This window comes from Leclercia sp. LSNIH8 (genome assembly GCF_002920195.1).
Classification (GTDB): Bacteria; Pseudomonadota; Gammaproteobacteria; order Enterobacterales; family Enterobacteriaceae; genus Enterobacter.
Map to the genome: position 1 here is coordinate 83,454 of NZ_PQJY01000002.1, position 23,092 is coordinate 106,545.

General features: G+C 56.5%; 25 protein-coding genes. 20 read left to right on the plus strand and 5 right to left on the minus strand.

Features of this window, described 5'->3' with window-relative positions; all coding sequences use genetic code 11:
• Positions 1–50: 50 nt before the first annotated feature.
• The 19 genes from C3406_RS05210 (at position 51) to C3406_RS05300 (ending at position 17,312) form a co-directional block, all read left to right on the plus strand.
• Positions 51–1,700 (plus strand): ShlB/FhaC/HecB family hemolysin secretion/activation protein, encoded by a 1,650-nt coding sequence (locus tag C3406_RS05210; protein WP_476629928.1) that lies wholly within the window; start codon positions 51–53, stop codon positions 1,698–1,700.
• On the plus strand, positions 1,700–2,248 hold the full coding sequence (locus C3406_RS05215; RefSeq protein WP_103822612.1) for a toxin-activating lysine-acyltransferase: 549 nt from the start codon (positions 1,700–1,702) through the stop codon (positions 2,246–2,248). The genes C3406_RS05210 and C3406_RS05215 overlap by 1 nt, the downstream gene beginning before the upstream one ends.
• Positions 2,241–10,628: a hemagglutinin repeat-containing protein gene (locus C3406_RS05220; RefSeq protein WP_103829357.1), complete on the plus strand. Its 8,388-nt coding sequence runs from the start codon at positions 2,241–2,243 to the stop codon at positions 10,626–10,628. Before C3406_RS05215 ends, C3406_RS05220 begins: the two co-directional genes overlap by 8 nt.
• The gene (locus tag C3406_RS05225) at positions 10,625–10,879 is read left to right on the plus strand and encodes a hypothetical protein (protein WP_103822614.1); all 255 of its coding nucleotides are present in this window, start codon (positions 10,625–10,627) and stop codon (positions 10,877–10,879) included. Before C3406_RS05220 ends, C3406_RS05225 begins: the two co-directional genes overlap by 4 nt.
• A 37-nt stretch (positions 10,880–10,916) precedes the next feature.
• Positions 10,917–11,372 (plus strand): hypothetical protein, encoded by a 456-nt coding sequence (locus C3406_RS05230; RefSeq protein WP_103822615.1) that lies wholly within the window; start codon positions 10,917–10,919, stop codon positions 11,370–11,372.
• Between the two features lie 110 nt (positions 11,373–11,482).
• Positions 11,483–11,815, plus strand: coding sequence for an immunity protein YezG family protein (locus C3406_RS05235; protein ID WP_103822616.1), 333 nt, complete (start codon positions 11,483–11,485; stop codon positions 11,813–11,815).
• Positions 11,816–11,880: 65 nt separating this feature from the next.
• Positions 11,881–12,129, plus strand: a complete 249-nt coding sequence (locus C3406_RS05240; protein ID WP_103822617.1) for a hypothetical protein — start codon at positions 11,881–11,883, stop codon at positions 12,127–12,129.
• A 7-nt stretch (positions 12,130–12,136) separates the two neighbouring features.
• The gene (locus C3406_RS05245; protein ID WP_146052338.1) at positions 12,137–12,364 is read left to right on the plus strand and encodes a hypothetical protein; all 228 of its coding nucleotides are present in this window, start codon (positions 12,137–12,139) and stop codon (positions 12,362–12,364) included.
• 118 nt (positions 12,365–12,482) lie between these two features.
• Positions 12,483–12,902, plus strand: a complete 420-nt coding sequence (locus C3406_RS05250) for an SMI1/KNR4 family protein (protein ID WP_103822619.1) — start codon at positions 12,483–12,485, stop codon at positions 12,900–12,902.
• A 167-nt stretch (positions 12,903–13,069) separates the two neighbouring features.
• Positions 13,070–13,345, plus strand: a complete 276-nt coding sequence (locus C3406_RS05255; protein WP_103822620.1) for a DUF6966 domain-containing protein — start codon at positions 13,070–13,072, stop codon at positions 13,343–13,345.
• Between the two features lie 36 nt (positions 13,346–13,381).
• Positions 13,382–13,606 carry a hypothetical protein gene (locus C3406_RS05260; protein WP_103822621.1) on the plus strand — a complete coding sequence of 75 codons (225 nt, stop codon included), beginning with the start codon at positions 13,382–13,384 and terminating at the stop codon, positions 13,604–13,606.
• A 113-nt stretch (positions 13,607–13,719) separates the two neighbouring features.
• On the plus strand, positions 13,720–14,052 hold the full coding sequence (locus tag C3406_RS05265; protein WP_103822622.1) for a hypothetical protein: 333 nt from the start codon (positions 13,720–13,722) through the stop codon (positions 14,050–14,052).
• 188 nt (positions 14,053–14,240) lie between these two features.
• On the plus strand, positions 14,241–14,573 hold the full coding sequence (locus tag C3406_RS05270; protein WP_103822623.1) for a hypothetical protein: 333 nt from the start codon (positions 14,241–14,243) through the stop codon (positions 14,571–14,573).
• Position 14,574: 1 nt separating this feature from the next.
• Complete coding sequence (locus tag C3406_RS05275) at positions 14,575–14,955, plus strand: hypothetical protein (RefSeq protein WP_103822624.1); 381 nt, start codon at positions 14,575–14,577, stop codon at positions 14,953–14,955.
• A 21-nt stretch (positions 14,956–14,976) separates the two neighbouring features.
• Positions 14,977–15,393 carry an Imm63 family immunity protein gene (locus tag C3406_RS05280; protein WP_197080109.1) on the plus strand — a complete coding sequence of 139 codons (417 nt, stop codon included), beginning with the start codon at positions 14,977–14,979 and terminating at the stop codon, positions 15,391–15,393.
• An 86-nt stretch (positions 15,394–15,479) separates the two neighbouring features.
• The gene (locus C3406_RS05285) at positions 15,480–15,836 is read left to right on the plus strand and encodes a hypothetical protein (RefSeq protein ID WP_103822626.1); all 357 of its coding nucleotides are present in this window, start codon (positions 15,480–15,482) and stop codon (positions 15,834–15,836) included.
• A gap of 27 nt (positions 15,837–15,863) precedes the next feature.
• Positions 15,864–16,199 (plus strand): hypothetical protein, encoded by a 336-nt coding sequence (locus C3406_RS05290; protein ID WP_103822627.1) that lies wholly within the window; start codon positions 15,864–15,866, stop codon positions 16,197–16,199.
• Between the two features lie 42 nt (positions 16,200–16,241).
• Positions 16,242–16,583, plus strand: a complete 342-nt coding sequence (locus C3406_RS05295) for a hypothetical protein (protein ID WP_103822628.1) — start codon at positions 16,242–16,244, stop codon at positions 16,581–16,583.
• 168 nt (positions 16,584–16,751) lie between these two features.
• Positions 16,752–17,312, plus strand: a complete 561-nt coding sequence (locus tag C3406_RS05300; RefSeq protein WP_103822629.1) for an Ail/Lom family outer membrane beta-barrel protein — start codon at positions 16,752–16,754, stop codon at positions 17,310–17,312.
• 92 nt (positions 17,313–17,404) lie between these two features.
• Here the strand turns inward: C3406_RS05300 and C3406_RS05305 are convergent, their stop codons facing one another.
• The gene (locus C3406_RS05305) at positions 17,405–18,292 is read right to left on the minus strand and encodes a LysR family transcriptional regulator (protein WP_103822630.1); all 888 of its coding nucleotides are present in this window, start codon (positions 18,290–18,292) and stop codon (positions 17,405–17,407) included.
• 98 nt (positions 18,293–18,390) lie between these two features.
• On the opposite strand from C3406_RS05305, the gene C3406_RS05310 reads away from it, so the two are divergent.
• On the plus strand, positions 18,391–18,993 hold the full coding sequence (locus tag C3406_RS05310; protein WP_103822631.1) for a short chain dehydrogenase: 603 nt from the start codon (positions 18,391–18,393) through the stop codon (positions 18,991–18,993).
• 37 nt (positions 18,994–19,030) lie between these two features.
• Here C3406_RS05310 and C3406_RS05315 read toward each other — a convergent pair whose 3' ends face one another.
• From C3406_RS05315 to C3406_RS05330, 4 genes are read right to left on the minus strand one after another with little or no spacing between them, the layout of a single operon-like run.
• Positions 19,031–20,029 carry a transketolase family protein gene (locus C3406_RS05315; RefSeq protein WP_103822632.1) on the minus strand — a complete coding sequence of 333 codons (999 nt, stop codon included), beginning with the start codon at positions 20,027–20,029 and terminating at the stop codon, positions 19,031–19,033.
• A complete protein-coding gene (locus C3406_RS05320; protein ID WP_103822633.1) occupies positions 20,029–20,874 on the minus strand; it encodes a transketolase in 846 nt (281 codons plus the stop codon). Before C3406_RS05320 ends, C3406_RS05315 begins: the two co-directional genes overlap by 1 nt.
• Positions 20,875–20,886: 12 nt before the next feature.
• Positions 20,887–21,636, minus strand: a complete 750-nt coding sequence (locus tag C3406_RS05325) for an SDR family NAD(P)-dependent oxidoreductase (RefSeq protein WP_103822634.1) — start codon at positions 21,634–21,636, stop codon at positions 20,887–20,889.
• A 36-nt stretch (positions 21,637–21,672) separates the two neighbouring features.
• Positions 21,673–23,004, minus strand: a complete 1,332-nt coding sequence (locus C3406_RS05330; RefSeq protein ID WP_103822635.1) for an MFS transporter — start codon at positions 23,002–23,004, stop codon at positions 21,673–21,675.
• Positions 23,005–23,092: the final 88 nt, after the last annotated feature.

Sequence of the window (23,092 nt, forward strand, 5' to 3'; positions counted from 1 at the left end):
TACACAGCACGGATTCGCCGATGAAAGCCCGACATAATATCGCCCTGATAATGGCGACAGCCTCTGGTCTGCCTTTGATGTTCTCTGCCCACGCGGCGCCACCCGATAATCAATTTATTATTCAGCAGCAGCGCCAAAGAGCATTAGAGGAGCAATTAACCCCGCCGGTCCCCGATGTGCGCCTTTCAGAACCGTCGTCCGGTTCTGGTAACATTGCCTTCCCGACCGAAACGCCCTGTTTTCCGATTAACCGCGTCGAACTGAGCGGCGAGGAGGCCCTGCCCCACTGGCTGCCGTTGCAGCGTATCGCGGACCAGGCGCAGGGACGCTGTCTGGGCGGCAAGGGCATTAACCTGCTGATGAGCACCCTGCAGAACCGCATCGTCGACCACGGCTGGATCACCACCCGTGTGCTGGCCCCGTCGCAGGATCTGAAGAGCGGCACCCTGAAGCTGGCCATCGTGCCGGGCACTATCCGCCACGTGAAGCTGACCAAAGAGAGCGACGACTATATCCAGCTCTACAGCGCCTTTCCGGCTCACGAGGGCAACCTGCTGGATCTGCGCGATATTGAACAGGGGCTGGAAAACTTACAGCGCCTGCCAACGGTTGAGGCCAGTATGGAGCTGCTGCCGGGGAAAAAACCGGGCGAGAGCGACGTGGTCATCACCCGCAAGCAGAGCAAAATGTGGCGAATCGGCCTGTCGCTGGACGATGCCGGGACCGAAACCACCGGGCGCTACCAGGGCGGCGTGACGCTGTCGCTGGATAACCCCTTCTCGCTGAGCGATCTGCTCTATGTCTCTGCCAGTCACGATCTGAACGACAAGGGCGGCAAAGGGAGTAAAAACGTCACCGCTCACTACTCGGTGCCCTTCGGCTACTGGATGCTGGGCGTCACCGGCAGCGACTACGACTACCACCAGACCGTCGCCGGGCTGAACGAGGATTATCGCTACAGCGGTAAAAGTAAAAACCTCGACATTCAGCTCAGCCGCGTGCTGCATCGCAGCGGCTCGCAAAAAACCACCTTCTCTTACGACGTGCTGGCGCGGGAGACCCGCAACTATATCGACGACACGGAAGTGGGTGTCCAGCGCCGTCAGACCGCGGCCTGGCGCATCGGGCTGGATCATCGCCACTACATCGGCCAGGCGACGCTGGATGCGGGCATCAGCTATCAGCGCGGCACCCGCTGGTTCGGTGCCCAACCAGCGCCGGAAGAGTACTGGGGCGATGCCACTGCGCTTGGCAAAATTACCCTGCTGAGCGCCCAGCTCGACCTGCCGTTTGCCATCGGCACGCAAAACTTCCGCTACAACGTGCAGTATCTGCGCCAGATCAGCAACACGCCGCTGACGCCGCAGGATCAGTTCGCCATCGGCAACCGCTGGACGGTGCGCGGCTTTGACGGCGAACGCACCCTCAGCGCCAGCCACGGCTGGTACGTGCGTAATGATGTGGCCTGGCGCACGCCGCTGCCGAACCAGGAGTTCTATCTGGGCGCCGACTACGGCGAAGTGGGCGGTTACAGTTCCGATCTCCAGGTAGGTAAACACCTGGCGGGCGGCGTAGCGGGCCTGCGCGGCAACGCCTTTAACACCGGCTACGACCTGTTCGCCGGGACGCCGTTCTCGAAGCCGGACGGCTTTGAAACCAGCGATCTGACGCTCGGCTTTAACCTCAACTGGAGCTGGTGATGCGCGTCGGAGATCTGGATATCAAAGCGCCGCTGATCCTCGGCGGTGAGGAGAGCGAGGCCGAAGTGCTGGGCGCCACCGTCTGGCTGTGGATGCACTCCCCGATGCACCGGGACGCCCCCCTGCACGCCCTGCCCACCCTGCTGCTGCCGATCATCAAGCGCCGCCAGTACGTACTGGTGAGCGAAAACGACCGTCCGGTCTTTTTCCTCAGCTGGGCCTGGCTGAACGAGGAGGCGGAAGCCCGCTACCTCACCCGCCCCGCTATTGAGATGCGAGAGGCGGACTGGGACAGCGGGGATCGGATCTGGTTCTGCGACTGGATCGCCCCCTTCGGCCATACCGCCGCGATGTACAACCTGATGCGTCGCGATATCTTCCCCGACCACGTCTGCCGCGCGCTGTATCACCGCGGCGCGGCGCGTGGCAAGCGCGTGGTGCTGTTCCACGGCAGCCGCGTCAGCCGTCAACACGCCAGAGAGTGGCAACAGAATCACCCGCTCGCCGTGAGCCTGCCGGAAGCGTTTAAAGGAATGAACCATGAATAAGAACCTGTACCGAATTGTCTTTAACAAAGCGCGCGGCATGCTCATGGTGGTGGCGGATATCGCCCGCTCCGGCCGCGCGGGTTCGTCCCGTTCTTCCGGCATTGGCCATACCCACAGCCAGCTTATCGGCAAGGTGAGCGCCTTAAGCTTTAGCCTGTGGCTGGCGATGGGGGCCGTACAGACGGCGCAGGCCACTATCGTGGCCGACGCCGGTGCGCCAAAAAACCAGCAGCCAACGGTCATCAACAGCGCCAACGGCACGCCGCAGGTCAATATCCAGACGCCATCTGCTGCCGGGGTGTCACGTAACAACTACACCCAGTTCGACGTGGAGAGCAAAGGGGCGATCCTCAACAACTCGCACAAAAACGTGCAGACCAACATCGGCGGCATGGTGGCGGGCAACCCGTGGCTGGCAAAAGGCGAAGCTAAAGTGATCCTCAACGAGGTGAGCTCCCGCGACCCGAGCAAGCTGAACGGCATGATCGAAGTGGCCGGTAAAAAAGCCCAGGTAGTGATCGCCAACCCGTCAGGCATTACCTGTAGCGGCTGCGGCTTTATCAACGCCAACCGCGCCACTCTCACCACCGGCCAGCCGCAGATGAAAGACGGCGCGCTGACCGGGTTTAACGTCGAGCGCGGCGAAGTGGTGGTTGAAGGCGCGGGGATGGATACCTCCGGCGCGGATTACACCGACATCATCGCCCGCTCGGTGAAGGTTAACGCCGGGCTGTGGGCCAACGATCTGAAGGTCACCACCGGGCGCAACAAGGTGGATGCCGCCCACGAGACGATCGAAAAAGGCAGCGACGATCCTGCCACACGCCCGCAGCTGGCGGTGGACGTGGCCAGCCTCGGCGGCATGTACGCAGGCAAAATCCGCATGGTCGGCACCGAGAGCGGCGTCGGGGTACGTAACGCCGGGGCCATTGGCGCCCAGGCGGGCAGCGTGACGATCTCCGCTGACGGACGAATTGAGAACAGCGGTACCCTGCGCGCCGGCGACAGTGCCAGCCTGCAAACCGCAGGGGAAGTGAACAACAGCGGCGTGATGACCGCCGCGAATAACGTCCGGGTGAACGCGGCCAGCTTCACCGGCACTCAGCAGAGCGTGCTGGCCGCCGGGGTGAAAAGCGACGGCAAGCTCGCCGATGCGGGCGATCTGGAAATCAGCACCGGCGGCCAGCTGAGCGCCCACGGACAAACCCTGGCGGGCGGCAATCTCAGCGCCCGCGGCCAAGGGGTGGACGTCAGCGGCAGCCAGACCCAGGGCAAACGCGTGCTGCTGGACGGCGGCGCGGAAGGCGTGAGCACCGCCAGCGCGAAGGTCAACGCCAGCGAACTGACTGTGCGTACCGGCAAAATGCTCAATAACAACGGCGGCACGCTGGGGGCGGAGACCATCAGCGTCAACGCCCACGACCTCAGCAACCAGAAAGGCAACATCGCGCAGCGCGGCGGCAGCACCCTGGCGGTAGACCTGCCGGGCACCCTCAATAACCAGCAGGGGCAGATTGGCGCGGCGAACGGCGTGCAGCTTAAGGCCGGGACCCTCGACAACACCGCCGGGCAGATCGTGGCGGTAGCGGGCAACACCCGGCTCGAGGCCGGGAGCGTAAACAATCAGCAGGGGTTGATCTCAGCTGGCGCGGGTGACGGCGAGATTGCCAGCCAGCAGGCGGTGAACAACGCCAAAGGCCGCATTGAGGCGGCAAAAACCCAGCGCATAAGCGCCGGAAGCCTCGACAACCAGCAGGGGGGGATTGTCGCCGACGGCGCAACCCTGGCCCTGAATGAATTTGATAACCGTTCCGGCGCCCTGCTCTCTCAGGGTTCCCTTAACCTCGAGAGCGGCGCGCTGAATAACCAGCGCGGCTTCCTGGCGAGCGAGGGCGATTTTAGCCTGAGCGCGGGGGCTATCGACAACACCGACGGGCAGATTGGCGCGAACCGGACGTTAACCGCCGGGTTCGACACCCTCACCAATAACGGCGGCGCGCTGAAATCGGTCGGGGCTATGACCCTCAGCGGCGGCCTGCTGGATAACAGCCAGGGGACTACCTTCTCCGGCGACAGCCTGAATTTCAACGGCGGCACGCTGAACAATACGTCCGGGCAGCTGGCTGCGACAGGGAGCCTGTCGCTGGGCACCTCGCAGCTCATCAATAAAAAAGGCGTGCTGCAGGGTGACGGCATGGCTGTCACATCCGGCACGCTGGATAATAGCGCGGGCACCCTGAACAGCCTGGGGGCACTGAACCTCTCGGCGGACAACGTGAATAACCAGGCTGGCACCCTGGCGGCCAGCGGCGCGGCGGAGATCGCCGCCACCAGCCTGGATAACCGCAACAATGGACGCATTATTGGCGAGGCCGATACCGCCCTGCATACCGGTAACCTGCAAAACGGCGGCGGAGAGATCCAGTCGGTGGGCGACCTGCTGCTCGACAGCGCCCAGGGTATGGTGGATAACGTCTCCGGGCTGATCCGCAGCGGCAAAAGCGTGACCCTCACTGCCCTGGACTTTGTTAACACCAATACGCTCGGTGAGAACCAGGGGCTGGAGGGCCAGAGCCTGGTGCTGAACACCGGGAGTCTGGATAACCAGCGCGGCAGTATGCTGGCGAATAACACCCTGAGCATCAATAACAGCGGCGTGCTGAACAACGGCGCGGGGGTGCTGGCCTCGGGCGATACCCTGGATCTCAGCGGTAGCGCCCTGAACCTGCTGAACGCGGGCGGCACCCTGAAAGCGGGTAAAACGCTGCGCGTGGAGGCTCAGTCTCTGGATGCCAGCGGCCAGCTGCTGTCGCTGGGGGATATGACGCTTCACAGCAACAGCGGCGTGAACAACAGCGGCACCACCCTCGCCAACGGCAACCTGACGTTCACCACCGATGGCGATCTCACCAACAGCGGCCAGCTAATGGCGGGCAGCGTGCTGGACGTGCAGAGCGCGAATCTTAATAACCTCGCCAGCGGTGAAATCAACGCGGGCAGCACCACCCTGACGGCCAGCGGCACGGTACGCAACACCGGCCTGATCGACGGGATCGCCACCCGCATCAACGCCAACACCCTGACCAACATCGGCACCGGGCGGATTTATGGCGATGCGGTGGGCGTCAATACGATCACCTTTAACAACCTTGCGGAAAACGGCACCGCGGCGACGCTGGCCGGTCGCGAGCGCGTCAACCTCGGCGTGCAGACCCTGAATAACGCCGATCACGGTCTGATCTACAGCGCGGGCAGCATGAGCATCGGCGGCGCGCTGGATGACAACGGCGCCGTCACCGGCCGCGCCGGGACCCTCAATAACCACAGCTCGACCATTGAATCCGCCGGGGATATGGCGATTGCCGCCGGGCAGATCAATAACATCAACGACCACTTCTCCACCGAAGTGGTGCGGGTGTCGCAGGAAGAGCTCACCGACTATCAGCACACGGGGTCAACCAACCGCTGGAGTTCGACAGAAAAAGGCGTCTGGGTGGATGACAACTCCTCCGATGGGCTGCGTAACCTGAATACGCCAGACGATACCGGCGCCAATAACGACAACTTCAACCAGTACGACTACACCCGCACCATCGACGAAACGCGCATCAAAGAGAGCGACCCGGCGAAGATCCTCGCCGGGGGCAACCTGCTGATGACCGGTGACAAACTGTTTAACGACAATAGCCAGGTGATCGCGGGCGGCACCCTGGCGATTGACCAGATGGGCAGCGTGCAGAACGACGACGTGCCCGGCAAGCGTTACACCACCGATGAGGGCACCGTCACCCACTACTACCGTATTCGCCACAAAGGCGACGATGAACAGGGCCGGGATCGCACGGCATACACCCCGCCAACCACCATTCAGGACATCTCCCTGAAGCCGGGCCAGCTGATCAGCAACGGCAGCGTCGAGGGCAGCAATCTCAGCATCACTCCGCGGGTAGCGCAGGGCACCGACGTGACCATTGGTCAGGCCGCGGGGGTAAAACCCGCCCCGCAGCAGACCGTTTCGCCGGGCGAGCCGGTGACCCCGCCTGCCGGGCAGCAGTTTGAAGTGACCCCGGCCGACGGTGCGATCCGCATTATCGGGCCCAACACCACCCTGCCGGACAACAGCCTGTTTAAGGTGAACCCGTCGGCGGAGGTGCCGTACCTGGTGGAGACCGATCCGCGCTTCACTAACGAGCGCCAGTGGCTCGGCAGCGACTATATGCAGGACGCCTTTACCGCCGATGGCGACAACACGCTGAAACGGCTGGGGGATGGCTACTACGAGCAGCGCCTGATCCGCGAGCAGGTGATTGGCATCACCGGTCAGCGCTACCTGGATGGCTACAACAACGACGAAGAGCAGTACAAGGCGCTGATGGATCGCGGCATCACCTTCGGCAAGCAGTACGACCTGAAGATTGGCGTGGCGCTGACGCCAGAGCAGATGGCGCTGCTGACCGGGGATATCGTCTGGCTGGTCAACACCCGGGTGAAGATGCCGGACGGCTCCGCCGAGAACGTGCTGGTGCCGCAGGTCTACGCCAAAGTGAAACCGGGCGATATCGACGGCTCCGGCGCGCTGATTGCCGGCAACAACGTCTCCATCAAGCTTAACGGCGACCTGTTTAACCGCGGCACCCTTGCCGGGCGCAAAGTCCTGCAGCTGGACGCCGACAACATCACCAACCAGACCGGCACCATCCAGGGGGCGGACGTCAACCTCAACGCGCGCACCGATATCCACAATATCGGCGGTGCGATCGTGGGCGACAGCAGCCTGCTGGCCAGCGCCGGACGCGATATCAATCTCACCAGCACCACCCTCAGTGCCGACAGCGTTAACGGCGAGAACCGCTTCGCCCGCACCACCATCGACAGCGTCTCCGGCATCTACGTGCAGGGCGACGACGGCAAACTGGCGTTGCAATCCGGGCGGGATATCACCCTGACCGGGGCGCAGGTGATCGCCAGCGGCGAGAACGGCAAAGCGCAGCTGGTGGCCGGGCGGGATATGGCCCTCAACACGGTGGAGACCGCCAGCCGCGATAGCCTGGTGTGGGATGGTGACAACAGCCTGAAACAGGGCCAGACCAACAGCATCGGCAGCGAGGTGACCGGCAAAGGCGACGTGACCCTGGCAGCCGGGAATGACCTCAACGCCCGCGCCGCTGCCCTCTCCGCCGGGCAGGCGCTGAACGTCAGCGCCGGGAATAACCTGACCCTGACGGCGGGTGAAAACAGCCAGGATCTGGACGAACGGCACAAAGTGGTGGGCGGTAACGGCTGGCTGTCAAAAACCACCACCACCACCCGCGACCAGATTGCCCGCCAGACGGTGCAGAGTAGCGAGCTGAACGGCGACACGGTAAACCTCACCGCCGGAAACGATCTCACCGTGCGCGGCAGCAACGTGGCGGGCACGGGGGATGTGGCCCTGCTGGCGGGCAACAACCTGAGCGTGGAGACCCAGGCCGAACGCAATAATGAGCTGCACCAGAAGCAGGAGAAGAAATCGGGGCTGCTGAGCTCGGGCGGGATCGGCTTTAGCGTCGGTACACAGAGCATCAAAACCACCGACACCGGCGCGGACGCGACCCAGGCGGGCAGCACCTTCGGCAGCGTCGACGGCGACCTGACCCTGCGGGCGGGGGATCGCCTGACGGTAAGCGGCTCCGATCTGGTGGCGGGTCAGGACATGACGCTCACGGGTAAAAACGTCGACATCACGGCGGTGAACAACCGCAGCCAGCAAACCCATGAGGTGGAACAGAAAACCTCCGGCCTGACCCTGGCGCTCTCCGGCACCGTCGGCAGCGCACTGAACAGCGCCGTCGAGGCCTCGCAGCAGGCGAAATCCTCCGGCAGCAGCCGCCTGCAGGCGTTGCAGGGCGTGAAGGCCGCGCTCTCCGGCGTGCAGGCTGCCCAGGCCGCACGCATGGACCAGGCGCTGGGGGCAGACAAATCAAACACCAATACCGTGGGCATCAGCCTCTCTTACGGCAGCCAGTCGTCGAAATCGACCCAGTACAGCGAGCAGAACACCGCCCAGGGCAGCACGCTTAACGCCGGACGCGATCTCAGCGTTGTTGCCACTGGCAGCGGCGTGCGCGGCGCCGACGGGGATCTGACCGTGGAAGGCAGCCAGCTGAAGGCGGGCAACGATCTGACCCTCGCCGCCAACCGCGATCTGTATCTGCGCTCGGCGCAAAACACCCAGCTGCTGGACGGTAAAAACGAGAGCAAGGGCGGCAGCGTCGGAGTGGGCATCGGGTACGGCTCCGGCGGCGCGGGCATTAACATCTCCGCCAGCGTCAACCGCGGCAAGGGCAACGAGAGCGGCACCGGCACCACCCACAGCGAGACCACCGTTGACGCGGGCCGCCAGGTGAATATCCTGACCGGACGTGACGCCACCCTGACCGGGGCACAGGTGAGCGGCGAAACCGTGAAAGCGGAGATTGGCCGCAACCTGACCCTCACCTCCGAGCAGGACAGCGATCGCTACGACTCGAAGCAGCAGAACGCCAGCGCGGGGGGCAGCTTCAGCATCGGCTCCATGACCGGCTCGGCCAGCGTCAACCTCAGCCGCGACAAGATGCACAGCAACTACGACTCTGTCGTGGAGCAGACCGGGATCTTCGCCGGCAAAGGCGGCTACGACGTCACCGTGGGCGAACATACCCAGCTCAACGGGGCGGTGATTGGCTCAACGGCTACCGCTGATAAAAACCGTCTCGATACCGGCACCATTGGCTTCAGCGATATCGAAAACCGCGCCGATTTCGAGGTGGAACACCAGAGCGTAGGGATGAGCACCGGGGGCAGCATCGGCAGCCAGTTTGCCGGGAATATGGCGAACGGCCTGCTGGTGGGGGCGAACCGCGACGGGCACGACAGCAGTACCACGCACGCGGCAGTATCGGACGGCACCCTGATTGTCCGCGATCAGGATCGTCAGGTTCAGGATGTCAATCAACTCAGCCGCGACGTGGAGCACGCCAACCAGACCCTCTCCTCTATCTTCGACAAAGAGAAAGAGCAGGAGCGACTCCAGCAGGCGCAGCTGATCGGCGAGATTGGCAATCAGGTAGCGGATATTGCCCGCACCGAGGGGAGCATCCGCGCCACCAACGCGGCGAAGGAGAAGCTGAAAAACGTCAACGCGCAGGATTTGCAGGAAGCGAAAGCGGCGTGGGAAAAAGCCAACCCGGGCAAGACCGCGACGCTGGAAGACATTAACGGCCAGATCTACCAGACGGCGTACAACGATGCGATGAATGCTTCCGGCTTTGGCACCGGCGGGGAGTATCAGCGGGCGATTCAGGCGGCGACGGCGGCGGTTCAGGGCCTGGCGGGGAGCGATCTCAGCGCGGCCCTTGCGGGCGGTGCCGCACCGTACCTGGCTGATGTCATTGGGCACCGCAGCGGGTTGAGCGACGAGGGCAAAGTTGCCGCGCACGCGGTGGTCAACGCTGCGCTGGCCGCCGCTCAGGGGCAAAACGCGCTGGCGGGCGCTGCCGGAGCCGCCACGGGCGAGCTGGTGGGGATGATCGCCCTCGAGATGTACGGCAAATCTGCCGATAAGCTGGATGAAACGCAGAAGCAGACGGTCTCTGCGCTGGCGACCCTGGCGGCGGGGCTTTCCGGTGGACTGGTTGGCGACAGCTCTGCGTCTGCCGTGGCGGGGGCGCAGGTGGGTAAGACTACGGTTGAGAATAATTTACTCGGCGGTAGCGAAGATGCTCAGGCCGCATGGATACGCCAGCATGGCGTCGATATGGCGACCTGTTCCGATAATCCTGGTGGGGCCGCATGTCAGAAAGCAATGAAGGAGCGGGATGCGGTAGGGTTGGCGCTTGCTACAGGTGGTGTTGCACTGTTACCTGGCGGTGCTCAGGCTATGTGGGGACTTGGAGCAAGTGCGAATGCTGGTATCAGTTATCTGGCTGATGGCACTATAGACCCGGCAAACTCAGCTATTGCGGGTTGGGTGAATGTTATCAGTATGGGGAATGGAATTTTGGGTACTGTTGGCTGGAATGCAGCAGGAGGAGCTTATGGCAATTGGATTGATGATAAGGATCCACTTTCAGGTGCTATTTCAAATGGAGTTGGTTCTGCTGCTGGGTATGGTATTGGGAAGGGCATTACTTGGGGAACCGAGAAAGTCACTAATGCTGTAGGGCGATGGGTGACAAATGGCTGGGATCCGAAGTACGATCCGACAGGGATAAAATACGCCGAAGTTAATCGTAACGATATCATTCGAGAAGGGATGAAGCCGAGTAATGTTCCGGGGAGTGCGGGAGATATAGGTGGTTCAATAGGATCTGAACTCGGTGGCAAAGCGACAGATAAGGTAACTGAGGAACTCAAGAAATGAAACATTCTTCTCGAGTGGTAATAGGAAAATATATTGTATGTATTTCAATGCTAATTTTTAGTTTTATTGGCATGATCTTAGCTGCGGTGATAATTGAACTAGCATTAATAACTATATCATGGTTTCAATATGGGACTTTCGATATTATGTGGAGTAATATTTTTCATGCGGTTAAGTTGGGTGGTGTAGGAGGAGGGATTTTAGGTTTTGGCTGGATCTTATTTTATCTTTTTAAAGTGAAAGGTTTTTAGTTGGGAAGTACACGCCAGATGGGGTTATAAAATAACAGTGGAATGGGCTAGTTTTATAAATTTTCTTGGTGAAAGGGAAGATTCTATTGGAGTTATCAACCTGTGTCATGCTATCGGTGAATCCCCGGTTATATCAGCTGATGCTGGCGAATATAATGATCCGGATGGAAAAACAAAGTACTATAAATTTTACCACTCGGGTATCGAGATGGGGTTTCGGAAAAACTGCTTAAGTCATATTCATTTTTACTTTGGCAATGAAGATGAATATTCACCGTTTACTGGTAATTTCATCCATGGAATTGAAGCGGGAATGGACAGAGCATACATTACAAAATTGCTTGGAAAACCCACTTTGGTTGGCGAAGGCAAAGTCGACATGCTCCTTGGATGGATTAATGGATGGTCAAAGTATGATTACGGGAACCACTCAGTACATATTCAGTACACGGAGCATAATCATCTGTGTCACGCAACGTTAATTAAAAATTAAAACACAATGATTTGTAACGATTTTAATCAAATTTTAGCCCGAATCGGTATATAGCGATTACGGGCACAAATATTGCCCTCTTTGAGCAAATTTATCTGTCAGGAGGAATGATGCGCGAATCCCAGGATATTTATAATGACATTGGTTCAGTACTGCTCTCGATCGCACCTGATACTGCGGAAAAAATCATTCTGTGTGCCACGTTAGATCCGGAAAGTGACTGTGGTGAGTTTACTTATAACTATATAGATAAACAGGGTAACCAGCACTGGATCACTGAAACCGCAGATGCCAGTGCAAGACTTTTAGATCTTTTAGTCGAACTAAGAAATTTCTTTGTTGATAACTTTAAATCACAAGAAAAGCCATTCTGGCATGGGTGTGAAGTAACGGTAAACATTGAAACACTGAAAATAAATATCGACTTCAAGTATGAGAGTTAATAAACAGTCTCTCGCCCCTGCCGGCGGGATGTTGGGTTTACGTTAGTAATAAGGGGAAAGGGTCTATGACTCAATCGCATCATTTGATTAAAATTATCGCTGATATGACCATTTTTCTTGAATTCACTGACGACCATTCGCTCAATCCAGATGCCGCTGTGGAAATGATGGAACGTATTGCCGCCGAGTTTCAGCGACTAACGGACGCTGAGAAAGCGAGAGTTATCGATTCCTTTACAGAGATTGCGAAAGCGTATCGGGGGGATGAGTCCGACTTTGTCAAAGATCTGCCCGATACCTTTGGTTTGCGTTGACCAGTCGTTGTCAGTCAGGCGCGACAAGGAGAAAGAGCAGGAATGGCTCCCGCAGGCGCAGTTGATCGGCGAGACTGGTAATCGGGTGGCGGATATTGCCCGTATCGAGGGCAAAGCCGCCGCCCACGCGGTGGTCAACGCTGCGCTGGCGGCAGGCTTATCCGGTGGGTTGGTGGACGATAGCTCTGCTTCTACACCCTATGCTGCAAAGACAGGATGGGCCTATTGCGGATAGTGACGCAAACTTTCCACAACGATAACAGCATAACTTCTGGTATAAATCGTGCACAACTCAACAGATGGCGCTCTGATTAGTGGAAGCAACGAGCTAACGATTTCAAATAGGTGACGGTATGACTAACAGCCTGAATAATGTTATTGAAGAGTTAAAGGTTGTATCCGGGAACGAGAGAACTAATATTCCTTTGCCGGATGAAGCTCTTATTTCTAAATATGAAGAAGAGACAGGCTTTTCTTTTTCACCTGACTATAAGAAACTTCTTAAGGAAGCTGGCAATATCTATTATGGAACAATCGAATTGTTGTCTATCACAGAAGACAAAAAATTCTATGGCGAGTTATTAACGGCTATAAATGATGCAAAAGAAGTTGGAGTACCTGAATCGTGGTTACCGATATGTGAAGATAACGGTAGTTATTATTGTTTAGATCAACAAGGTCGTGTCCGATACTGGACTGGCGATGGTGATAGTGAAGAGCAGTGGCCTGATTTAGCCGCCTGGGTGAAAGATGTCTGGATCGATGGCAACTAAGGTAATTATTTTACCTGAAAATCCCTGGCACCATAAAAGATGATTTTTGGAGCACCTGTAGAAGCAGTGCTCCAAAAACGCCAAGGTCATGGCATCGTCCTGATTCCCTGGGCATTGCCTGACAAACGCGTCGACTGAGATGAAATTATGAAGATTAAGACAGTGAAATGGCAATCAATGAAACAACTCTCATCGTAGAAAAAATGAACCGCATGGCTACTTTATTAGAATTAGGTGGTTATGCCAAATGGTCAGACAGTATTTTTAAACTGGCTGACCAATATGAGCCTGATCCTGATTACACCAAACACATTTTTCTAAATTTCTATGGCGGCATGGGATCTCTGAATGATCTCGTACTATACAGAAACGGAAGTGTTTTGATGAGTGAAAACGATGAACTTAATCAGCTCAGACGGGACCTGTTTAACCTTCTTTCCTGAACGAAAGTCCCGCATTCGCAGGTGGGAATTTCAACAATGAAAAAGAGCAGCAGATCGTTTCTTAACCTTCTTTATCTGTGCTGCGCGATAGGTCTGGCCGTGTTTATCCTGGCGCTCTTTGGCCGTTTGGTTGGCGCAGCGTTAACGTGGAACGTGAAGGAGGGTTTTCCCTTCTCTTTCAAGGACGTGTTGATGTTTCTTGAGTTAACCTGGCTGGGGCTCCCTGCGGGTTTGATCATCTGGTTTTTTTATCACCGGTAAAAGCCAGGGTAGGCGGTATTAAGATAGCTCCAGTTTATTCTGGAACTGGAGCTACTCTATCAATGGCGAGCGCCCTATAGAAAAACCTGTATTAATGAACCGGGAGAGAAAGAATGAGAAATGATCAAGAGATTTATAAAGATATCGGTACTGTTTTATACAGTATTGCTCCCGACGAAGCTAAAAAGATCATTATGCGTGCAGAGTTGTCACTGGAAAACGATCATTGTAAATATGAATATGATTATCTTGATGATGCTGATGAAACTCAATGGTTGACGGCTGGTGGAAGGGCAAATACAGATATCCTTCGTTATCTGGTAGAGCTTCGCAACTACTATATCGAAAACAATCTGACCAATGGCCGCCCTGCATGGCATGGATGTGAAGTTACGCTGGATATTGAAAAAATGAAACTCAATATAGACTTCCGCTACGATGATTAGGCATCAACGCTCCCTCTCCTGGCACCGGGAGCATGCTATCAGACGTGAACCCATTGCCCTCCTGGCAAAATGCGTTGTTCGAGGGGGCGTGTTATCGATGGTATCACTTGAACCGATTTAGTATTGATGTTCTATTTTAAGCATCGCTATCGAGCTCATATGAGCTAATTTATCTGTCAGGAGGAATGATGCGCGAATCCCAGGATATTTATAATGACATTGGTGCGGTATTGCTTTCGATCGCGCCTGAGGATGCGGTAGAAATCATTCTGAACGCAAAGTTAGAACCTGAAAGCGACTGCGGTGAGTTTACTTATGACTATGTCGATAAACAGGGAAACCAGCATTGGGTTACTGAAACAGCGGATGCCAGTGCAAGACTTTTAGATCTTTTGGTCGAACTGAGGAATTTCTTCGTTGATAACGTTCAATCACTCGAAAAGCCGTTCTGGCAGGGCTGTGAGGTAACGGTAAACGTTGAAACACTCAGTATTAATATTGACTTTAAATATGAGGACTAAAATGTCTAATTTTTTGAAAAAAGTCTTATCCGGTTGCGGCGGTCAATTTTGTCTAAAAGAAGATGGCATATACACGTTCGATCCAGAGACAGGCGCTTTTGATTACCTTGCTCCAGATATCAATGAATGGTGTAAACATATTCTTGAAGACTATGAGGTATTAACGGGCTACCCACTGGCAAACGCATGGCAGAAGAAGTATGGTTCAATACCAGCGGGCTATCGCCTGGTTCCAAAAATTCCGTTTGTAGTGGGTGGCCAATATGAGCCAGATAATCTTTATTTAGAAAAATCGACAATAGCAATGAAAGCAAGAGCCAATATTGCATTGCAAATAAGAGACGTTCCTGATGGTAGCAATATCCAGTTAACGTTAAAATAGTGTGCAATGAGGTTCAATAATATGTTAGTCAACATTGATGAAATACAAAAACAAGTTAATGAAATTATTTTACGAGCAGGCTTTCCAAAACATTCAGTTAATCTGTGTTCTGCTCCCTATGGCGATGGCACTCCCTATATTTCATTCGAAAATAGTTCATATAACTATATTTACTCCGAAAGAGGGTATGAGTTCTCCCGAAAAGTCACTCACTCTTTAAACACGCTGCTTTATTGGATAATCTCCGAATTTGCCTATAAGATTGCATACCAGTATGAGTTAGATCACAGGGTTGAAGGCAGAGATGGAAGGCGCATCGCTTTTCCAAAATTTATTGAAATAATGGCAAATATGAACCCAGCCTGGGAGTCAGAAGCACGAAATGAAATTCAAAATATTCTGGTTGAAGCACCCTATGACGATAGCCTCTATACATAGTTGAGGGCAGCATCGCATCAGCACCGACGCAGAAAATGTCTGCTCATTTTGACAAGGTAATGGCTATCAATCACAGGGAGTCGCAAATGAAAATATTCCCCATCCTGTTCTGTTTCATGCTCAGCGGCTGTGTTGTTGGCAATATGGATTCAACCGACTATCAATACGTGCGCTATGCGCAAACGTTTCAGAAGCCGGGTGCAGGCGGTTACACCGATAATGAACAGCGTAAAGCCGATCTCTATAGCTGTGGCGTACCTAAAAATGCCAATCTTGATGATGGTAGCTGGAACGGTGGCAGCGCCCGCCCGGAGCAAACGCTTCAGGAGATCGTTGCCAGGAACGAAAAAATTTCAGGCTGTATGAAAAGTAAAGGCTACAAGGTGTACGGTTACGATGCGTGTGGCCCACTTAAAGCGCCGACCGGCCTTTGCCCTAATTAATACGATTTGTCACCCCAGGATGAAAATATGCGCGAATCCCAGGCTATTTATAATGATATTGGCTCGGTCTTAGTTGCCGCTGCGCCCGATAACGCCGCAACCGTCATCGTGCGTGCTGAGCTGTCGCCCGAAAATGATCACTGCAAATGTGAGTTTGATTATGTGGACAGCACCTCAGGTGAGACAAACTGGTTTACTGCAGGCGCACAGGCCAATGCTGATTTGCTGGACCTTCTGGTTGAGCTGAGGACATTTTTTGTTAATAACATCTCCTCAAAACAGCCTTCGTTCTGGCATGCCTGCGAAATAACGGTCGATGTTGAAACGCTCAGAATCAAGATTGATTTTAAGTATACTGATTAACAGATAATAATCTCGCACTAAATAAAACTTCAGGACAAATAAATGAGCGACTTAGACGATCTGCATAATAAAATTGGTCAATTACTGGTTGATGCCGGTCCTGCTGAGGCGAAGAAAATCATTGCTCGCGCAAAATTAGCCCAAGATGGCGAGTCCTGTGAATATGAATATGATTATGTTGATCAGCAGGATAACCTGGACTGGTTCGTGCCGGATAAGCTCGCCAGTTATCATCTTCGACTCCTGTTAGTTAACCTGCGGGACTATTATATTCAGAATAATATGATGCAGGCTAAAGCGCCCTGGACAGGTTGCGATATCACCGTTGAAATACCCGCAGAGAAAATAAGCATCAGCTTTAAATATGACGCCCTACCAATATAGGGGAGGCAAATTCCAGGACTATTCCGGGCTTTAAGATTATTCCCTATTTCATCGCCTGCCAAAAAAACCAACAATTTTATCGCTTTTATTTGCAGTGGAATATCTCCAGCCTGACGGATGGGGATATATGGCATTACACATAAAAAATGACAACAAGGATTACGGAAAATGAAAAAACTCTCTCTGGCGGTATGCGTTGCGGCGAGTCTGTCAAGCGGGGCTGCTCTGGCGGATAATCAGACTGTTTCTGTGGGTTATGCGCAGAGTAACGTTGAAGACTTCAAAAATATCCGCGGCGTGAACTTTCAGTATCGCTACGAGTGGGATTCCCCGGTCAGCCTGATGGGTTCATTCACCTATATGAGCGGCGATCAGGACGAGCATTATTATCTCTTCTCTGACTCCGTTAAAAACCACATTGAAGTGAAATATTACTCCCTGATGGCAGGCCCGGCGTATCGCCTGAATGATTTCGTTTCCCTGTATGCGCTGGGCGGCGTGGCACGCGTGAAAGCAGACGGCCACACCACCTGGGTGAACGGCGGCGACAACTATACCCAGCGCGACGGCATCAATGAGAAATCCACCTCTTTCGCTTACGGCGCGGGCGTACAGTTCAACCCAACGCCTGAACTGGCGATCCACGTCGGTTACGAAGGCACCACTGCCGACCTGGGCGACGATTATGGGATCGACGGCTGGAATGTGGGCGTAGGTTACCGTTTTTAATTGGTGCGGCCTGATGCCGGGTGGCGGCGATGCCTTACCCGGCCTACGGTCTGAAGGTTTTGTAGGCCCGGCAAGCGCAGCGCCGCCGGGCGTTACAAACCGCACTGTGCCTGCATAATATGCTCAATAAACCGCGTAAGTTTCGGTAACGGACGTAGATCCTGACGCCATAACAGGTGCACCGGTCGGGGTTGTGGTGTGTAACCTTCTAAAACACGTATCAGCCGTCCATTCGCCAGCTCATCCGCCACCAGCACCTCCGGTTGCAACAGCAATCCCGCGCCGGCAATCGCCGCCATCCGCAGTCCATACCCGTCGTTACAGCGCAGGATCGCATCGCGCTTCCAGCGCACCTCCCCCTCCATGCCCGGCAACCGCCACTCGTTGCGCGCGGTCCAGACGGTGTGGGAGAGACAGAGATGCTCCACCAGATCGTCCGGCGTTTGCGGCGTGCCGTGGCGGGCTAAGTAGTCCGGCGCGGCGCAGATCACCATCCGGTACGGGCAAAGGTATTTCGCCACCAGATCCTCGGTGTGGATGTCGCCAATGCGGATCGCCAGATCTACCCCCTCCTCCACCAGATCGACCATCCGGTTAGTGAGATCCAGCTCGACGCGCACCTCAGGGAAACGCTGCAAAAAGGTGGCGGTCAGCGGGGCAATCACGCACCCGCCAAACGAGGTGGGCGCGGTTACCCGTAGCGTGCCCGCGGGCGCGGTACGCAGACGCTCCACCGAACGTTCAGCGATGGCGACCTGCTCAATGACCCGCTTTGCCTCCTCAAACCAGACCCGCCCGGCGTCGGTCAGGCTCTGGCGGCGGGTATTGCGCTCCAGCAGCCGGGTGCCAAGCTGCGCCTCCAGCCAGGCGATATACTTCCCGACCATCACCGCCGACATCTCCAGCCGGGCGGCGGCACCGGTAAAGCTGCCGCTCTCCACCACCGCGATAAAGGTCTCCATGCCGCGAAGCTTATCCATATTGCAAACCTCTGGTTAATAATGATCTAACTTTAGCCCAGTTTATCCGCCCGCTGGTTTGTTAAACAATCAAGGCTCACAACACAGAGGAGTCGGCTATGAAAATCGTCATTATTGGTGCCAGCGGTACGGTCGGTCAGGCTGTTACAGAAGAGCTAAGCCGTCGTCATGAGGTCATTCGCGTGGGTCGTACAAAAGGCGATCATCAGGTAGATATCACCTCGCAGGCCAGCGTGCAGGCGCTGTTCGAAAAGATCGGTCCGGTGGATGCGATTGTCTCTGCCAGCGGCGGGCTGCACTTTGGCCCTCTGTCGACCATGACCGACAGCGAGTTTAACCAGGGATTGCAGGACAAATTACTGGGCCAGGTGCGGCTGGCGCTCACCGGGCAGCATTATCTGAATGAGGGCGGGTCGATCACTTTGATCAGCGGCATCGTCGCCCACGAGCCTATCGCCCAGGGGGTGAATGCCACCACGGTAAACGCCGCGCTGGAAGGCTTTGTCCGCGCCGCCGCCTGCGAACTGCCGCGCGGGATCCGCATCAACCTGATTAGCCCGACGGTACTCACCGAATCGGCTGAAGCCTACGACGGTTTATTCCCGGGGTTCGAAAGCGTGCCCGCCGCAACGGTCGCCCAGGCCTATCGCCGCAGCGTGGAAGGGGTACAGAGCGGGCGTGTCTATAAGGTGGGTTACTGATGATATCCGGGGCGAGTCGGCCTCGCCCCGGTCTGGTTCAGAGCCTGCGGCGGATTTTTTCCACCATCGCCGCGGTGGAGATCCCGTAGCGGTCGTGCAGGGTCGGCAGCGCCCCGGCGTCGAGGAAGGCATCCGGCAGCGCGACGGTATCAAAATCGACATGCACCCGGTTGCGCATCAGCAGTGACGCCACCGCCTCGCACAGGCCACCCACGCTGCTGTGGTTTTCCGCCACTACCACCAGCCTGCCCGGCTTCGCCGCCTGCGCCAGAATGGTCTCCTCGTCCAGCGGCTTGATGGCCGGCGAGTGGAGCACCGCCACGCTGATGTTGTCCTTACGCAACTGCTTCGCCGCCTCCAGCGCCCGCATGGTCATCAGGCCGGAGGCTATAATCAGCACATCGCTCCCCTCCTCCAGCAGCGCGGCTTTGCCGATTTTGAACTGGTAGTTGTACTGGTCCAGCACCACCGGCACCTTGCCGCGCAGCAGGCGCATATAGACCGGGCCATCGTGCTCTGCCATGGCCGGTACCGCCTGCTCGGTGTCTATCGCATCACAGGGATCGATAATCGTCATCCCCGGAATGCCGCGCATGATGGCGAGATCTTCCGTCGCCTGATGGCTAGGGCCGTAACCGGTGGTCAGCCCCGGCAGCGCGGCGCAGATCTTCACGTTCAGGTGCTCTTCGGCGATCACCTGATGAATAAAGTCATAGGCGCGGCGGGTGGCAAACACCGCATAGGTGGTGGCGAAGGGAATGAAGCCCTCTTTCGCCATCCCGCCCGCGGCCCCCATCAGCAGCTGCTCCGCCATCCCCATCTGGAAGAAGCGTTCCGGGTGTGCCTGGGCAAAGATATGCAGGTCGGTGTATTTCGACAGATCCGCCGTCATGCCGACGATCTCCGGGCGCTGCTCCGCCAGCTTCACCAGCGCGTGGCCGAACGGCGCGGCGCGGGTCTCCTGCCCCTCTTCGGCAATAGAGGCGATCATCGCCGAGGTGGTTAAACGCGGTTTTTTCTCGGTGGTCTGGCTCATCACTGCACTCCTTCCGGTTTGTTCGCGTCCAGCACCGCGAGCGCTTTTTGCCACTCGTCAGCATCCACGCGGATAAAATGGTTCTTGTCGCGCTGCTCAAGGAAAGGCACCCCCTTGCCCATCAGGGTGTCGCAGAGAATGACGCGGGGCTGATTCTCCGGATAGCGCTTCGCGTTATCGAACGCCGCCACCAACGCCGGCACGTCGTTGCCGTTGACCCGCTGCACGTACCAGCCAAACGAGGTCCACTTATCTTCCAGCGGCTCAAAGCCGAGGATTTTGTGGGAGTTGCCGTCGGCCTGCTGGCGGTTGATATCCACCAGCACGATAAGGTTCGACAGGCCGTGGTGGGCGGCGGACATCGCCGCTTCCCAGGTGGAGCCTTCGTCCAGCTCGCCGTCGGACATGGAGTTCACCACCCAGGCCTCACTCCCTTTGTGCTTCAGCCCCAGGGCCATGCCCACGCCGATGCTCAAGCCCTGCCCCAGCGAGCCGCCGGAGATCTCCATGCCCGGCGTATAGGTGGCCATGCCGGACATCGGCAGGCGGCTGTCGTCGGCGCCGTAGGTCTCCAGCTCCTCTTCGGGAATAATGCCCGCCTCGAGCAGCGCCGCGTAGCAGGCGATGGCGTAATGGCCGTGGGAGAGCAGAAAGCGGTCGCGCCCTTCCCACTCCGGCTCATCGGCTTTGAAGGTCATGCCGTGGGCAAAGGCGGTAGCCAGCACGTCGGCGTAGCCCAGCGCCTGGCCGATATAGCCCTGCCCCTGCACTTCGCCCATCCGCAGGGCGTAGCGGCGGATGCGCCACGCGGCGGCGGCGACCTGTTGAATCGTGGTATCAGTCATAATTCTGTCTCCTTAGTGGATCAGCATGCCGCCGTTGACGTCGAGGGTGATGCCGGTGGAGTAAGAGGAGAGATCGCTGCCGAGGAACAGCGCGGCGCGGGCGATATCCTGCGCGTCGCCGAGGCGGTTAAGCGGAATGCCTGCCAGAATGGCGGTTTTCATCTCGTCCGAAAGTTTGCCGGCGGTGATATCGGTCTGGATCAGCCCCGGAGTGATGCAGTTTACCCGCACGTTATCCGGCCCCAGCTCGCGGGCCATCGCCTTCGCCAGCCCCAGCACGCCCGCTTTGGCGGCACTGTAGTGCGGCCCGCCGAAGATGCCACCGCCGCGCTGGGCCGACACCGAGGAGATGCAGACGATGCTGCCGGACTGCTGGCCGCGCATGGTGGGAATAACGGCCTGGGACATCAAGAGCGTGCCGCGCAGGCTGACGTCCAGCACCGCGTCATAGTTTTCCCGCTTAATATCCATCAGCTTGATCGGCTGGGTGATGCCAGCGTTATTCACCAGAATATCGATGCGCCCGTATTTGCCCAGCACCTGCTCGATGGCGGCATTCACCTGCAGCTCGTTGCTGACGTTCGCCGCCAGCCCCAGATGCCCCTCGCCCAGGCTTGCCGCCGCCTGCTTACTGGCCTCTGCATCTAAATCAATAATGACCACTTTCGCGCCCTGTTCGGCATAGAGTTTTGCCGTGGCGAACCCCAAACCGCGTACGGAAGCCGCGCCGGTAATAACGGCGACTTTATCTTTCAGTAGCATATATTTACTCCATAATATTGAGAGGTGTTTAATTTATTATTTCGGCTCTTCCAGAAGGGTGATCATTAATAAGCCAATAGCTGCGCAAATACCGAAATAAATAAAGACGGAATTAAAACTTCCTGTTTTATCCAGCAGATAACCCGCCAGCATTGGCGAAACAAATCCACCGAGATTACCGCCGCTGTTAATAATGGACGCGGCGATGGGATAGGTTTTACTGTCCGCTACCGCCATGCCGTAGGCGGTAAAAGCGGGCCAGCCGATATTCAGACACAGGCCAACAAAGAAGAGCCCCACGCACACCGCCACGGTGCTTTGCGGAATATTGAGCATGATGACCATCATCAATACGGTGCTGATGGCGGTAAACATCATGGTCGGCTTACGTCGGCGCCCCAGCAGCTTATCCGACACGTAGCCGCCGAAAATCGCCCCGATAAAGCCACCGATGCAGGGCATGCTGGCGACCAGCCCCATACTCATGAAGGTAAAGCCTTTCTCTTTGACCAGGTAGAGCGGGATCCAGGTCAGCAGGCCGTAAAGCACGCTTACCATCATGAAGTAGGCCACACAATCGCCGAGAATATTCTTCGAGGTGAAGAGCCCTTTCACCGTCTCTATCGGGGCCAGATCGCGCACGCGGATCAGCCGGTCGAGGCGGTTGAAGCGCGGTTCAATCACGATGTTTTCCCGCCGGGTTTCCGCTGCGTTTTGCCCCCCGACAATGGTCTCCAGCTCAGCTTTAGAGACCATCGGGCTCTCTGCGGGACGGGTACGCACCAGCAGATACCAGAGCACGGCAATCACCAGCCCCGGAATGGCGAAGGAGAAAAAGACCCAGCGCCACCCCCAGGTCATGGCGATCCACACCGCCAGCGGCGGCACCAGAATGGGGGCGAACATGGTGGCGGCGATATAGACGCCGGTGGCAGTCGCTTTCTCCTTCGGCGGGAACCAGTTATTGATGGTGGAGGCCAGCCCCACCGGGCAGGGGCCTTCCGTCAGGCCGAGCCCGAGGCGGATAAACTTCAGCCCCAGCACCGAGGTGGCGGTGCCCATCAGCCAGGTGAAGGCAGAGAAGCCAAATATCGACAGGGCCACCATGCCGCGAATGCCTTTTTTAGCAATAAAAAAGCCCGCCGGGATCTGGCTCAGGGCATAGCCTAAAAAAAACATGCTGGCGATGGCGCCGGCCTCGAAATTATTGATATGAAATTCATCGATGATAAAGGGAAGCACGGCGCCAATATTGGTTCTGTCTGCATAATTAATGGCATACACAATAAATATTAACGCCAGCACCACGAAGCGGTAATTGGTTTTTTTAGTGGCTATGTAGGGGACAGCTTGTTCTATACGAGACATATTTTACCTCATTATTCGAACAACGTGAGTCGTTTTAATTTCGCGTTCGAACTCAATATATCGGCTTACGTTTGAAACACCATTCAAT